The organism is Saccharothrix deserti, assembly GCF_009769385.1.
In the GTDB taxonomy this organism is placed as follows: Bacteria; Actinomycetota; Actinomycetes; order Mycobacteriales; family Pseudonocardiaceae; genus Actinosynnema; species Actinosynnema deserti.
The window spans coordinates 112,748-125,748 of the sequence record NZ_ML775963.1 but is presented as its reverse complement, the minus strand read 5'-3'; the positions used below and the strand labels follow the sequence as shown (position 1 = coordinate 125,748).

Below are 13,001 nucleotides of genomic sequence, written 5' to 3'. Positions count from 1 at the left end.
CCGCAGGCCGACAGGCTCCCCTCACCTGTCGGCGTGCGGCCTCTTGTTCTGTTCCGTCGGTCCTCCGGCTCCGGTCCGCCGTCGCCGGGCTTGCCCGGTCAGGGCGGCGGCCGACACGCCCAGCCAGATCACGCCGACCGCCACCAGCAGTCCGACCAGGTAGTCCCGGTCGTTCAGGCCGGGGTTGGGCGGGCCGGCGAACGGGCGCCACAGGAGCGGGACGGCCAGTAGGCCGAGCACTCCGGTGAGGATTCCGCCGACCTGCACGGGGGCGCGCCACGGCTCCGGCACCCACCGGGCGATGAGGAGGCCTAGTCCTCCGAGGAAAGGGGCGAGTAATACATCATGTACGACCGGGCCTCCTGCGAACCACAACCCCAGGTTCACGTCGACCAGCGGCAACAGGAGGAACGCGCCCCACGCGCCCATGACCACACCCAGCGCACCGATCACCCACCTCATCGGACGACCTCCAGGCGGGTGACCCACTTGGTCTGCGTCACGCCCGGTCGGCTCGGCGCGATCAACCGGCACGGGTAGCCGTGGTCCAGGGACAGGGTCTCCCCGTCGACCTCCAGCGCCAGCAGGGTCAACGGGTCGCGGGCGTGTGCGGCGGGCAACGTGCTCGCCCGGTAGAGGCCGTCACGTTCCAGTGATTCCACCCGGACGTCCCCCGGCTCGACACCCGCCAACGCCAGCAGATCGCGCACCGGCACCCCGGTCCACCGCGCCGACGCGCTCCAGCCCTCCACGCACGCGATCGGCAGTTCGGCCGTGGTCTGCGGCAGCGCTTCGAGTTCAGGGCGGGAGAACTGCCGGGATCCGACGGTCAGTCGCCAGTCCGAGTCCACAGTAGACACACCAGCGGCAGCGGCGGTGCGGTTGACCGGAAGTGCGGCCGAACGCGTGCCCAGCACCGAGACGGTCCGCAGCCACGGCACCGTGCCGCCCGCCGTGGCGAGCACCGCGACCGCCGCCGCACCGCCCGTGGTGAGCAGGAAACCCCGTCGGCTGAGCTTGCCCGGATGCGACGAGCTCAGCCGCACCTCTTCGGCGGGTGTGCGCATGAGCGGCAGCTTGACCGCGATGTGCACGAGCAGCGCGCCGACCGCGATCCACGCCACCGCGTGGTGCGCGGGCGGGAAGAAGAACTGCCACGGGTAGTTCTGCGTGGCGTTGAACAGGCCTGTGACCAGCTCGAAGAACGACGCGCCGAGCAGCACCAGGATCGAACCGCGTTCCAGCGCGTGCGGCACGGACTTCACCAGCGGGCGTGCGAACAGCTTCGGGTACACCGTCCACAGCTTCGCCAGCAGCAACGGGATCGCGGCCACGCCCGACGTGACGTGCACGCCCTGCGTGATCCGGTAGAGGCCGACCGGGCGGGTCGGCCAGGCGAACCACCCCGGCGGGTGCTGGACGTAGTGGCTGAGCAGCCCGGTGACGAAGCACAGGCCGAACGCGATGCCCAGCCACAGGCCGATCCTGGTGGCCGTGTGCGGGCTGGACTCGCGCGCCGGGACTTTCAGCGCCGGGACTTTCACGACCGCACCAGTTCCGCGAACCAGCGGCCGTCGCGTTCGACCAGCCACCGAGGCTTGAGGCCGGCCCGTGCGGCGGTGGGCGTGATCGCCCGCGCGTCGACGCGAGCCCAGTCGAACCACGCGCCGCCACCCACCCGCGCCCGTTCCCGGCGCAGCCCGCAGCCCGGCGGCTCGACCTCCACCAGCACGCTCCCGCGCCGGTGCAGCAGCCCTCGGGCCCGGCGGAGCAGCACGACCGGGTCGCCGCCGATGCCGATGTTGCCGTCGGCGAGCAGCACGTGCGCCCACCGGCCCGCGCCGGGGAGCCGGCCGAACACGTCGCGGTGCAGGGCCGGGCCGCCGCGGGTGCGGGTGAGGGCGACGGCCAGCGGCGAGTTGTCCACGCCCAGGGCCACGACACCGCGCCGGACCAGTGCCGCGACCAGCCGACCGGGGCCGCAGCCGAGGTCGATGGTCGGGCCGTGGCACGCGTCGAGCAGGACGTGGTCGGCGTCGTTCGCGTCCTCGTGCCACCGGTCGACCGGCAGTGGCACGTGGTCGCCGCCGTCCAGTTCGAGCCGGCACTCCGAGCCGCCGAGGCCGACGTCGAACGCGGTCACCGCAGCACGCCGAGGTTGGCGAGGGCGGCGGCGAACCGGGTGTGCGGCACGGTCGCGGCGACCTGCCGTGCGGTGGCCATGTCGTCCACATCGGACAGAACTGGCAGGGTGCCGATATCGCGTTCACCCAACGCCAGCAACGTGTACGTGCCGGTGTCGGGCTGGGACATCGGCACGATCCGGAGGTTCCGGGCGAGCGACGGCTCGTTCAGGCCGAGCGCCCACCAGCCGCCGTCGGCCGCCGGGCCCAGCACGGCGTCGTGCGCGGTCAGCCGTTCGACGGAGTCGGCCAGCAGGAGCGGGGTGACCTGCGGGGTGTCCATGCCGATCTGGAACACCGGCAGGCCGTGCGCGCGATGGGTGTCGGTGTGCGCGTTGGCGAGGCGGTCGGCGAAGGACGCGCCGCGCTGCGCGATGACGGTGAAGTGCCGCAGCGCGTCACGGATCTCGGCCGAACGGCGGGCTTCGCGCAGCGCGCCGGTCAACGCCACGACCGGCCGCACGTGCGGGGTGCGCAGGACGGCGTCGAGGGTGTCCAGCAGCGCGGCGGCGGCGACGTCGGCAGCCTCCTCGGGCGTCGCGGGCGGGCAGAGCCGGGTCTTCGCCAGTCCCGGCACCGGGGCCTTGGCCACCACCAGCAGGCTCGCCTTGAGCCGGTCGGCCATCTGAGGCAGGGCAGTCGGGGGCAGGTGAGCCGGGGGCCGGTCGGTCATCGCAGCACCGCCGTCATGTCCCGCACCGCGCGCACGGTGCCGCGCACCGAGCCGGACACCTTGGACTTCGTGCCCGCCGCACGGGGCCCGTAGCGGACGTCCCGCTCGACCACCCGCCACCCGGCCGCCGCCGCGCGCAGCAGCAGTTCGAGCGGGTAGCCGAACGCGCGGTCCTGAACGGCCAGGTCCAGCAGGTCCTGCCGGCGGAACGCGCGCATCGGCGCGATGTCCCGCACCGGCAGCCCCTTGTGCCGCAGCAACGCGGCCAGCACCGCGTTCCCCGCCCGCGCGTGCCACGGCCAGCTGCCCGCCTCCGGCACCCGGCGCCCGACCGCCAGGTCCGCCCGCGCGAGCAACGCCACCAGCTCGGGCAGTTCACCCGGATCGAGCGAGCCGTCCGCGTCGAGCACGCACACCACCTCGGAGCGCGCGTGCTCGACGCCCGTGTGCACCGCCGCGCCGTACCCCGGCCGGGGCTCGTGCACCACCTCCGCGCCCAGCGAGCGGGCGATGTCCGGCGAGCCGTCACGCGATCCGTTGTCCACCACCAGCGCCCGGTAGCCGGCGGGCATGGCCCGCAGCACACCCGGTAGGGCCGCCGCCTCGTCCAAGCAGGGGAGCACCACGTCGATTTCATCCACGATCCACAGCATGGGTCCGCCGTGGACGGCGGGAAACCGTTGTGCCGCTTACCGAATCCTGACGTGTTCCCCACTTCTTACGGACTGCTGACGGATGCCGTCGTGAAGGGGTGGCGCGGGGTCGGCGGGCCCTACGGTGGGCATGTGCTCCGTGTCCTGGCCGCCGTGGCCCTGGTCGCCTCGGCCGCCGTGGTCGGCGCGGTCCTGGGCGGCGAGCGCACGTTCGCGGGCGCGCCGCCGCTGTTCGCCGGGTGGTTCCCGCACGTCGGCATCGGCACGCCGTTGGCCGTGCTGGTGGCGTTACTGGTGGTCGTGTGGGGGCCGAGCCTGGCCGGGCGGCTGTCGTGGCGGGCGGCGTTGGGCGCGGGTTACGCGACCGCCGTGGCGTGGATCTTCTCGCTGGCCCTGGTGGACGGGTGGGAGCGCGGGTTCGCCGGGCGGCTGACCACGACCGACGAGTACCTGCACGAGGTGCCGGGCGTGACGGACGTGGGCGTGGTGCTGCGGGAGTTCTCGTCGCGCATCCTCGACTTCCAGCCCGACTCGTGGACCACGCACGTGTCCGGGCACCCGCCGGGCGCGCTGCTGGTGTTCGTCGGGCTGGACCGGATCGGGCTGTCCGGCGGCGCGTGGGCGTCGGCGTTCGTGGTGCTGATCGGCGCGTTGACGGCGGTCGCGGTGCCGGTGACGGTGCGGGCGCTCGGGTCCGAGGAGCACGCGCGGGCCGTGCTGCCGTTCGTGGCGCTGTTCCCCGGCGCGGTGTGGATCGGGGTGTCGGCGGACGGGCTGTTCGCGGGCGTGACGGCGTGCGGGATCGCGTTGCTGGCCACTCGGCGTGCACTGGCCGGTGGCGTGGTGCTGGGGTTCGGCGTGTTCCTGTCGTACGGGCTGGTGTTGATCGGTGTGCTCGCGCTGGCCGTGCTGTGGCCGGACCGGCGGCGGATCGGCGTGGCCGTCCTGGGCGCGGTGGGGGTGGTGGCGGTGTTCGCGGCGCTCGGGTTCTGGTGGCTGGACGGCTACCACCTGGTGGTCGAGCGGTACTACCAGGGCATCGCGTCGTCCCGTTCCTACGGCTACTGGGTGTGGGCGAACCTGGCCGCCGCCGTGCTCGCGTGCGGGTTCGCGCCGTTCGCCGCACGGTGGCGCGGACCAGCGGTCACACTGGCCGCAGCGGCGGCGGTGGCCATCCTGGTGGCCGACGTCTCCGGCTTGAGCAAGGCCGAGGTGGAGCGGATCTGGCTGCCGTTCACCGTGTGGCTGGTGGTGCTCGTGCCGGAGCGGCGACGACCATGGCTGGCGGCGCAAGCGGTGACCGCACTCGCGGTCAACCACCTCCTGCTGACCAACTGGTGAGGGTGTTGTGACAGTCGACGATCAAGCCGGCCCCGGCGTGACCGGGCGGGTCCTCGTCGTGGACGACGACGTGACCGTGCGCGATGTGGTGCGCCGGTACCTGGAGTTGGCCGGGCACGAGGTCGAGCTGGTCGGTGACGGCGAGAGCGCGTTGCGCCGGTTCGCCGAGCGCGAGCCGGACGTGGTGGTGCTGGACCTGATGCTGCCCGGCGTGGACGGGCTGGAGGTGTGCCGCCGGCTGCGGACGCGCAGCGCGGTGCCGGTGGTGATGCTGACCGCGTTGGGCGAGGAGGAGGACCGGATCGCCGGGCTCCAGCTCGGTGCGGACGACTACGTGACCAAGCCGTTCAGCCCGCGTGAGCTGGCGTTGCGGGTGTCGTCGGTGCTGCGCCGGTCGCGGGTGGCGGCGTCTGCCCGGCCGGTGTCGGTGCTGGAGGACGGCGGGCTGCGGGTGGACGTGGGCGCGCGGGCGGCGTCGCTGGACGGGCGCGAGCTGTCGTTGACCACGCGGGAGTTCGACCTGCTGGTGTTCTTCCTGACCCACCGGGGCACCGCGTTCAGCCGGGCCGAGCTGCTGTCGCGGGTGTGGGGCTGGGAGTTCGGCGACCAGTCCACCGTGACCGTCCACGTGCGACGGTTGCGGGAGAAGGTGGAGGTCGACTCGGCCCGGCCGGTGCGGATCGCGACCGTGTGGGGCGTCGGCTACCGGTACGACGGCGGTGGTGCCTGATGTTGGTCGAGATCTCCCACATCCTCCCGTACGCGGTGCTGTTCTCGCTGCCGTTGGCGCTGCTCGGGGCATTGGTGCTGCGGCGGCTGTCGAGCGGGTCGCTGACCACCGCGCTGACCGTGCTGGCGATCGTGCCTGTGGTGGCGACCATCGGCGGGGTGCTGGCGGTGAGCGGGTTCATGTTCACCCCGATCCTGACCACGACCTTGCTGGTGTGCCTGCTGGTGGCGTTGGTGACGGTGCCGACGGCGGTGCTGCTGGGGCGGGCGTTGGCGCGGCGCAGTGTGTGGGAGAGCGAGGCGCGGGCGCGGGAACGTGCGGCCGAGGCGTCCCGGCGTGAGCTGGTGGCGTGGATCAGCCACGACCTGCGCACGCCGTTGGCCGGTATCCGGGCGATGGCCGAGGCGCTGGCGGACGGCGTGGTGGCGCGGCGGGACGAGGTCGCCCAGTACGCGGGGCGGATCTCGGCCGAGGCGGAGTCGCTGTCCGGGATGGTGGACGACCTGTTCGAGCTGTCCCGGATCACCGCGGGCGCGTTGCGGCTGACGTTGTCCGAGGTGCCGCTGGCGGACGTGGTGAGCGAGGTCGTGGCGGCGGAGAGCCCGGTGGCCTCGCGCAAGGGCGTCCGGTTGCGGGCGGACGCCGCGACCTGGCCGGTGGTGCTGGGCAGCGACCCGGAGCTGGCGCGGGTGGTGCGGAACCTGCTGTCCAACGCGATCCGCCACACGCCGCCGGACGGGACGGTGGCCGTGCAGGTGGACGTGGAGGGCTCGTCGGCGCTGCTGCGCGTGGACGACGGGTGCGGCGGGATCCCGGAGGCCGACCTGCCCAGGGTGTTCGACGTGGCGTTCCGGGGCACGCCGCACCGGCAGCCGGTCGGCGGCGGGCTGGGGTTGGCGATCGCGCGCGGCCTCGTGGAGGCGCACCAGGGCACGATCGACGCGCACAACCACGGGCGCGGCTGCCGGTTCGAGGTGCGGCTGCCGCTCAGCGCAGCGGGTCCGTTGCGAACTGCTTGACACCCGCCGCGAACGACGTTTCCGCGCGGAAGCCGAGGAGGTCACGCGCTCGGGCGGGGTCGGCGACGACGTGCCGGACGTCCGCTGACCGCGCGCCGCCGACGACGCGCGGCCGGGGGCCGCCGCAGGCCTCCGCGAGGTGGGTGGCGAGGTCGCCGACGGTGTGCGGCTCGCCGGAGCAGATGTTGAGCGCGGTGAGCGTGCCGGGGGTGCCCGGCTGGTGGATCGCCAGGACGTTCGCCCGCGCCACGTCGGTGACGTGCACGAAGTCGCGGCGCTGGCGGCCGTCTTCGAGGACGGTGGGCGCCTCGCCGCGTTCGAGGGCGCTGCGGAACAGGCTCGCCACGCCCGCGTAAGGGGTGTTCTTGGGCATCCTCGGGCCGTACACGTTGTGGTACCTGAGCGCCCACACGTCGCCGCCCGTCTGGCGGGCCCAGGCCGCCGCGTAGTGCTCCTGGGCGAGCTTGCTGGCCGCGTAGGTGCTCCGGGGGTCCAGCGGGGCGTCTTCGGGGACCAGGCGCGGCTCCAGGGGCTCGCCGCAGTGCGGGCAGGGCGGTTCGTAGCGGCCCCGGTCGATGTCGGCCTGGCGGCGTGGCGCGGCCCGCGTGAGCCCGTGCTCGGCGCACTCGTACCGGCCTTCGCCGTACACGACCATCGAGGAGGCCATGACCAGGTGTTTCACTTTCTTCTCGTGCATCGCGGCGAGGAGGACGGCGGTGCCGAGGTCGTTGTTGCGGGCGTACAGGGGTGCGTCGGACGGGTCGAGGCCGTGGCCGACGACCGCCGCCTGGTGGCAGACCACGTCCACGCCGTCGAGGAGGGCCTTGACCGTGTCGAGGTCGGTGACGTCGTGGACCCCGTCGGGGCGGGTCCGGTGGGCCTGGGGGAGGTAGGCGTCGAGCACGACGACGTCGTGGCCTTGCCCGGCCAGCTGGTCGGCGATGTGGGAGCCGATGAACCCGGCTCCGCCGGTGAGGAGAACGCGCACGTCACCGAAGTTAGGGGCGGTTCGGCGGGATCGGCCGCCGCGACAGCGTGACGTCACGGAACCGTCAGATCTCCGATTGGCTACGGTGACGCTCATGGAACGCAGCGCGCAGCGCCTGGGACGCGCCCTTGTCGTGATCGTGGATGACCGGGTGGCGCACGGTGAGCACGACGACAGCACGGGACCGCTGGTCACCGAGTTGCTGGAGGAAGCAGGGTTCATCGTCGACGGCACCGTCGCGGTGGAGGGTGAGGTCGTGGGCATCCGCGCCGCACTGAACACCGCGGTCATCGGTGGCGTCGACCTGGTCGTCACCGTCGGCGGCACGGGTGTGTCGCCGCGCGACGTCACGCCGGACGCCACACAGGGCGTGCTCGACCGGCCGATCAGCGGTATCGCCGAGGCGCTCCGGGCCTCGGGGTTGGCGGCGGGCGCCGTCGACGCGGGTATCTCGCGGGGGCTGGTCGGCGTGTCCGGCAGCACCCTCGTGGTGAACCTGGCCGGGTCGCGGTCGGCGGTGCGTGACGGCATGGCGACGCTGTCTGCGCTGGTGCCGTACGTGATCGAGCAGTTGTCGGGGCTCGATGAGTCGTGACTGAGCCCGCTGACGACGCCGACGCCCGCGCCTCCGCCGCTGCCGCGGAGGAGGCGGCGCGGCGTCGTCGGCTGGCCGAGGTGTTCGGCGACGTCCTGCCGGAGACCTCATCGGACGAACCGCGCCCGTCCGGGCGCGACGACCGGTGGTACGAGGAGAACCGGCCACCGCACCACGGCGGCTGACCGGCGCGAATGGGTGTTCGAGAGCTTTTGAACACCCATTCGGCGATGGTCGTGGCGGCTCAGCCGCGGCTCTTCTGGGCCGCGAGCAGGTCGCGGATCTCTTTCAGCAGCTCGACGTCGGTGGGCTCGGCCGGACCGGCCTCCTCGCCGCGCTTGCGACGCTCCTTCAGCTTGTTCATCGGCAGCACGAACAGGAAGTAGACGACGGCCGCGGTGATCACGAAGCTGATGATCGCGTTGAACAGCGTGCTGAGGTCGACGAAGGTCGACTCCTTGCCGGGCACGACCTCGAAGCCCAGGCCCTGGGTCTCCGTGCCGCCGAGGGCGTTGATCAACGGCTTGATGACGCTCGTGGTGAACGCGGTGACGATGGCGGTGAACGCGGCGCCGATGACCACGGCCACGGCGAGGTCGATCACGTTCCCGCGCATCAGGAAGTCCTTGAAGCCCTTGATCACGTTGGCTCCTCCGTTCGGGGGTATTGGGGGCTTGCGGAGGGTAACGGCTCAGGATTGCGCTGGTGACGCTGCGGGTAGCTGTGTCGGGGGTAGGCCGAACAGGTGGAACATCTCCGGTCCGAACGTGGTGATCTCGGCGATCCGGTCGCCCTCGACGCGGAGGACGTCGAACTTGAACGCGCGGAACACCGTGTCGCCGGGGCGGCGCAGGTAGCTGGCGGCGGTGGGCATCCGGTTGGCCCAGGTCGGGACGAGCAGCCAGTCGCCGTCCCGGTCCGGCCCGAAGGCGCGTTCCAGCAGCGGCGTGAGCTGGTCCAGCCCGTCGAAGCACATCGGCATGGGCGGCATGGTGATCCGCAGGTCCTCGGCGGCGATCGAGACGGCCGCCGCCGCGTCACACCGCTGGTGGGCGTCGATGAACCGGCTCAGCAGCTCGCGTTCCCGCGGGCTCGGTTCCCGGGTGGTCCAGTCGTTGCGGTGGGACGGCAGGTGCTGCCTCATCGTGGCGCGGGCGCGCTGGAGGGCGCTGTTGGCCGCGGGCACGCTGATGTCGAGCAGGTCGGCGGTCTCCTGCGCCGTCATGCCCAGCACCTCGCGGGCGAGCAGTGCGGCGCGCTGTCGCGCGGGGAGGACCTGGAGGGCGGTCAGGAAGGCGAGCTCCACGGTCTCCCGCGCGACCGCGACCACGTCCGGCTCGTCGTCGGTCGGCGCGACCTGGTCCAGCAGGCGGTCCGGGTAGGGGGTGAGCCAGCTGATCTCGGGCTGGGCCTTCGGCGCTCGGGCTTTGGCCCGGATCAGGTCGACGCAGGTGTTCGTGGCGATCTTGTAGAGCCAGGCGCGGACGTTCGTGCCGTCGAACTTGTCGCGGGCGCGCCAGGCCCGGAGGAACACCTCCTGCACCGCGTCCTCGGCCTCTTCGTAGGAGGCGAGCATGCGGTAGCAGTGGACGTGCAGTTCACGGCGGTGCTGCTCGGTGGCCTGCTCGAACATCATCGGACGGACTGCTTGACCTGCTGGACGGCCCACGAGTTGCCGTCCGGGTCGTCGAAGAAGATGTAGGAGCCGTAGTCGCGGTCCTCCGGGTCGGGGCCGGGCGTCATCACGCCGTCCTGGAAGTGCTGCGGACCACTGTTGGCGACGCCGTTCGCTTCGAGGTGGGCGTGGGCGGCCTTGATGTCGGGGACGACGAAGTGGCAGCCCTTCAGCGTGCCCGGCGCACCGCTGTTGCCCAGCCCCGTGCCGAAGGTGAGTGAGCACGCCGAGCCGGGCGGCGTGACCTGGACGACGCGGAACGAGTCGCCCGCGCGGTGGTCGACGTCGACGTTGAAGCCGAGGGTGTCGGCGTAGAAGGCCTTGGCGCGGTCGACGTCGGACACGGGGACGATGACGACTTCCAGCTTCCAGTCCACGGTGCTCTCCTGGATTCAGGGCTCGAGGCCCACCCTGCAGTGCCTTGTACCCGGTGGAACGACAGGCGCGCCGAAAACTCATCGGTCAACCGATGACAACCTCATTCCCCCAGCTCACGACGCCAAACAGCCCCGATCACCTGTTGGCGCGCAACTCGCCGGCACCCGATCCCGGCCCGCGACCGAGCGACCCACCGGGCCCCTGACCGGACACTCGGCACGGCCGACGCGGTCATCGGGCCGGGAGCGGGAAGGGGCGCCGCGCGGATTGCCCGGGTGTGGGTGAAGCGGTCAGTGCAGGGTCACGGCCACGGGGTTGGCCAAGGACTCGGCGGCTATCCGGTGGGCCGCCGCGCGGTCCGCGGAGATCACCACCACCTCGCCCTCCCGGACCGCGACCACCGAGGCGTTCGCCGCCAGGACGTGCGACTCCGCACCCACGACGTCCACCCGGCTCCCCGGCCGCAGCAACCCGACGACCCCGGCGTCGGCCAGTCGCACGGCCACCGACGACAACCCGGGGTCGATCGGGGCCAAGCGGGCGTCGGTCAGTGGCTCGCCCGCTCTCGCCGCGCCCACCAACCCGCGGCCCAACGCGTCGGCCTCCGACACCGTCCCGGCGGGTGACAGAGAAGGCGGCACGGCGACCACGCGGACGTCTTCCGCGGTCAGCGGTACGCCCGGTGCCAGGTCGTGGGCGGCTACGAGTACGTCGACCGTCGGGCTGCCCGGCAGCACGGCCAGCGCCAGCGCCGCGAGGGCCAGCAGGGCCGCCAGGATCCTTCTGAGGTGGAGGAGCATGATCTCGACGCTAGGGACCGGCCCGGCCTCGGGACAGCACCAACCCCCGAGCTGTGGACAACTCGGGGGCTGTGGACAACTACGACTCAGGACGCGGCGGCGGCCGGAGTGGAAGAAGAGGTGGAAGACGAGGACGACGCGGCAGACGTCGACTCGCTCTTCTTGGTGGAAGAAGACGAAGACTCGCTCTTCGTGGACGAGGAACGGCTGTCGGTGCGGTAGAAGCCGCTGCCCTTGAACACGACGCCGACCGCGCCGTAGAGCTTGCGCAGCTTGCCGGAGCACTCGGGGCACTCCGTCAGCGCGGAGTCCGAGAAGGACTGCACCGCGTCGAACCGGTGGTCGCACTCGGTGCAGGCGTACTGGTAGGTCGGCACGGTGGGCCCTCCACGAGTCCTGGTTGGCACTCCGCCGTCACGAGTGCCAACAACGATGATGCGCCACCTGGCATACGTGGCGCAAACATCACAGGTCAACGTCACAACGGCAGGCGAACCAAGCCCGATCCGGGCGTCAACACCGCATCCATCCGGACATCGTGCGGTTCGGCCGGCAAAGACGGCACGAACTCCTCATCCCGCACAAGGGCCACCAGCGGACCTGTGGACAACCTCAACGCGCGGTCGTAGTAGCCGCCGCCCTTGCCCAGCCGCACCCCGGCGTGATCGACCGCCAACGCCGGCACCAGCACCAACGCCGCCGACCCGACCGCCGCCGCACCCAGCAACGGCCCCACCGGCTCCCGCAGCCCGAACGCGCCCGGCCGCAACTCCCCCTCGTACACCGCCCAGTCCAACTCGTCCCCGACGACCACCGGCAGCAGCACCCGCAACCCGTGCGACCGCAGCGCCTCCAGCATCTCCAACGACCCCGGCTCCGATGCCGACGCGACGTACGCGCACACGGTGTCACCAGGCGAAACGCCGAAAGCCGCAACGGCGAGCAGCACTTCGGCCGACATCCCCGGCACGACGCCGCCGCGCCGCGCGGCCCGCAACCGTGTGCGCAGCGTTGTCTTCCGATTACGTTCACCGGACGTCATGGCTGGTCACCCTAAGCGCGCCGTTACGCTCGCAGCCCATGAGCGCCTTCCAGACAGCAATCGTGCCGGCGGCAGGCCTGGGCACGCGCTTCCTCCCGACCACCAAAGCGGTGCCCAAGGAGCTGTTGCCGGTCGTCGACACCCCTGGCATCGAACTCGTCGCGACCGAAGCCGCCGAAGCGGGCGCGACGAGGCTCGTGATCGTGACCTCGCCCGGCAAGGACGCGGTGGCCGAGTACTTCCGCCCGCAGCCGGAGCTGGAGGCGACGCTCGAAGGACGCGGCAAGACCGACCTGGTCGCCAAGGTCCGCCGCGCCCAGAACCTGCTCACCGTGGAGACCGCCATCCAGGACAAGGCCCTGGGCCTGGGCCACGCGGTCGGCTGCGCCGAGGGCAACCTGACCGGCGCGGACGAGGCCGTCGCCGTCCTCCTGCCGGACGACCTCGTGCTGCCCACCGGCGTGCTCAAGACGATGGCCGCGGTCCGCGAGAAGCACGGCGGCAGCGTGCTGTGCGCGTTCGACATCCCCAGGGACCAGATCTCCGCCTACGGCGTCTTCGACGTCAGGGACACCGGTGACGACGACGTCAAGCGGGTCGTCGGCATGGTCGAGAAGCCGAAGCCCGAGGACGCGCCGTCCACGTTCGCCGCGGCCGGCCGCTACCTCCTCGACCGGGCGATCTTCGACGCCCTCAAGCGCATCACGCTGGGCGCGGGCGGCGAGCTCCAGCTCACCGACGCCATCGCGCTGCTGATCAAGGAGGGCCACCCGGTGCACGTCGTCGTCCACCGCGGTGGGCGACACGACCTGGGGAATCCGGGTGGATTCCTCAAAGCTGCGGTTGACTTCGCACTCGAGCACCCGGACTACGGGCCCGAGCTGCGGGAGTGGTTGCGGGAACGCCTCGGCAACGCCTGAACGA

Annotated in this window: 18 protein-coding genes; 6 read left to right on the top strand and 12 right to left on the bottom strand. The window is 72.2% G+C overall.

Annotated features, from left to right (window positions below; all coding sequences use genetic code 11):
• Positions 1-21: 21 nt before the first annotated feature.
• The 5 genes from FM051_RS09290 to FM051_RS09270 are packed head-to-tail and all read right to left on the bottom strand — an operon-like array spanning position 22 to position 3,509.
• Positions 22-462, bottom strand: a complete 441-nt coding sequence (locus FM051_RS09290; protein ID WP_158842502.1) for a hypothetical protein — start codon at positions 460-462, stop codon at positions 22-24.
• Positions 459-1,544, bottom strand: coding sequence for a molybdopterin-dependent oxidoreductase (locus FM051_RS09285; protein WP_158842501.1), 1,086 nt, complete (start codon positions 1,542-1,544; stop codon positions 459-461). Before FM051_RS09285 ends, FM051_RS09290 begins: the two co-directional genes overlap by 4 nt.
• Positions 1,541-2,143: a class I SAM-dependent methyltransferase gene (locus tag FM051_RS09280; RefSeq protein ID WP_158842500.1), complete on the bottom strand. Its 603-nt coding sequence runs from the start codon at positions 2,141-2,143 to the stop codon at positions 1,541-1,543. The genes FM051_RS09285 and FM051_RS09280 overlap by 4 nt, the downstream gene beginning before the upstream one ends.
• Positions 2,140-2,808 carry a TIGR04282 family arsenosugar biosynthesis glycosyltransferase gene (locus tag FM051_RS09275; protein ID WP_158842618.1) on the bottom strand — a complete coding sequence of 223 codons (669 nt, stop codon included), beginning with the start codon at positions 2,806-2,808 and terminating at the stop codon, positions 2,140-2,142. The genes FM051_RS09280 and FM051_RS09275 overlap by 4 nt, the downstream gene beginning before the upstream one ends.
• A 44-nt stretch (positions 2,809-2,852) precedes the next feature.
• Positions 2,853-3,509: a glycosyltransferase family 2 protein gene (locus FM051_RS09270; protein ID WP_158842499.1), complete on the bottom strand. Its 657-nt coding sequence runs from the start codon at positions 3,507-3,509 to the stop codon at positions 2,853-2,855.
• Between the two features lie 132 nt (positions 3,510-3,641).
• Here FM051_RS09270 and FM051_RS09265 point away from each other — a divergent pair, with 132 nt between their 5' ends.
• Genes FM051_RS09265 through FM051_RS09255 form a run of 3 tightly spaced genes read left to right on the top strand, consistent with a single transcriptional unit; the run spans position 3,642 to position 6,599 of the window.
• Positions 3,642-4,850 carry a hypothetical protein gene (locus tag FM051_RS09265; RefSeq protein ID WP_238412254.1) on the top strand — a complete coding sequence of 403 codons (1,209 nt, stop codon included), beginning with the start codon at positions 3,642-3,644 and terminating at the stop codon, positions 4,848-4,850.
• A gap of 7 nt (positions 4,851-4,857) precedes the next feature.
• Positions 4,858-5,580 (top strand): response regulator transcription factor, encoded by a 723-nt coding sequence (locus tag FM051_RS09260; RefSeq protein WP_238412253.1) that lies wholly within the window; start codon positions 4,858-4,860, stop codon positions 5,578-5,580.
• A complete protein-coding gene (locus tag FM051_RS09255; protein WP_158842498.1) occupies positions 5,580-6,599 on the top strand; it encodes a sensor histidine kinase in 1,020 nt (339 codons plus the stop codon). The genes FM051_RS09260 and FM051_RS09255 overlap by 1 nt, the downstream gene beginning before the upstream one ends.
• Here FM051_RS09255 and FM051_RS09250 read toward each other — a convergent pair.
• Positions 6,568-7,587: an NAD-dependent epimerase/dehydratase family protein gene (locus tag FM051_RS09250; RefSeq protein WP_158842497.1), complete on the bottom strand. Its 1,020-nt coding sequence runs from the start codon at positions 7,585-7,587 to the stop codon at positions 6,568-6,570. The genes FM051_RS09255 and FM051_RS09250 overlap by 32 nt on opposite strands.
• A gap of 94 nt (positions 7,588-7,681) precedes the next feature.
• Here FM051_RS09250 and FM051_RS09245 point away from each other — a divergent pair, with 94 nt between their 5' ends.
• Together FM051_RS09245 and FM051_RS09240 are read left to right on the top strand one after the other, a co-directional pair.
• Positions 7,682-8,182, top strand: a complete 501-nt coding sequence (locus FM051_RS09245; protein WP_053719418.1) for a MogA/MoaB family molybdenum cofactor biosynthesis protein — start codon at positions 7,682-7,684, stop codon at positions 8,180-8,182.
• Positions 8,179-8,367: a hypothetical protein gene (locus tag FM051_RS09240; protein WP_158842496.1), complete on the top strand. Its 189-nt coding sequence runs from the start codon at positions 8,179-8,181 to the stop codon at positions 8,365-8,367. The genes FM051_RS09245 and FM051_RS09240 overlap by 4 nt, the downstream gene beginning before the upstream one ends.
• Positions 8,368-8,426: 59 nt before the next feature.
• On the opposite strand, the gene mscL is transcribed toward FM051_RS09240, so the two are convergent.
• The 6 genes from mscL to FM051_RS09210 all read right to left on the bottom strand — a co-directional run bounded on the left by mscL (position 8,427) and on the right by FM051_RS09210 (position 12,077).
• The gene (gene mscL / locus FM051_RS09235) at positions 8,427-8,825 is read right to left on the bottom strand and encodes a large-conductance mechanosensitive channel protein MscL (RefSeq protein ID WP_158842495.1); all 399 of its coding nucleotides are present in this window, start codon (positions 8,823-8,825) and stop codon (positions 8,427-8,429) included.
• Positions 8,826-8,873: 48 nt separating this feature from the next.
• Positions 8,874-9,818 (bottom strand): RNA polymerase subunit sigma-70, encoded by a 945-nt coding sequence (locus tag FM051_RS09230; protein WP_158842494.1) that lies wholly within the window; start codon positions 9,816-9,818, stop codon positions 8,874-8,876.
• Positions 9,815-10,234, bottom strand: a complete 420-nt coding sequence (locus FM051_RS09225; protein ID WP_158842493.1) for a glyoxalase superfamily protein — start codon at positions 10,232-10,234, stop codon at positions 9,815-9,817. Before FM051_RS09225 ends, FM051_RS09230 begins: the two co-directional genes overlap by 4 nt.
• A gap of 291 nt (positions 10,235-10,525) precedes the next feature.
• On the bottom strand, positions 10,526-11,035 hold the full coding sequence (locus FM051_RS09220) for an SAF domain-containing protein (protein WP_158842492.1): 510 nt from the start codon (positions 11,033-11,035) through the stop codon (positions 10,526-10,528).
• An 86-nt stretch (positions 11,036-11,121) separates the two neighbouring features.
• Positions 11,122-11,412: an FmdB family zinc ribbon protein gene (locus FM051_RS09215; RefSeq protein WP_158842491.1), complete on the bottom strand. Its 291-nt coding sequence runs from the start codon at positions 11,410-11,412 to the stop codon at positions 11,122-11,124.
• A gap of 101 nt (positions 11,413-11,513) precedes the next feature.
• Positions 11,514-12,077 carry a 5-formyltetrahydrofolate cyclo-ligase gene (locus FM051_RS09210; RefSeq protein ID WP_158842490.1) on the bottom strand — a complete coding sequence of 188 codons (564 nt, stop codon included), beginning with the start codon at positions 12,075-12,077 and terminating at the stop codon, positions 11,514-11,516.
• Positions 12,078-12,115: 38 nt separating this feature from the next.
• Here FM051_RS09210 and FM051_RS09205 point away from each other — a divergent pair, with 38 nt between their 5' ends.
• Positions 12,116-12,997, top strand: coding sequence for a UTP--glucose-1-phosphate uridylyltransferase (locus FM051_RS09205; RefSeq protein ID WP_158842489.1), 882 nt, complete (start codon positions 12,116-12,118; stop codon positions 12,995-12,997).
• Positions 12,998-13,001 lie beyond the last annotated feature (4 nt).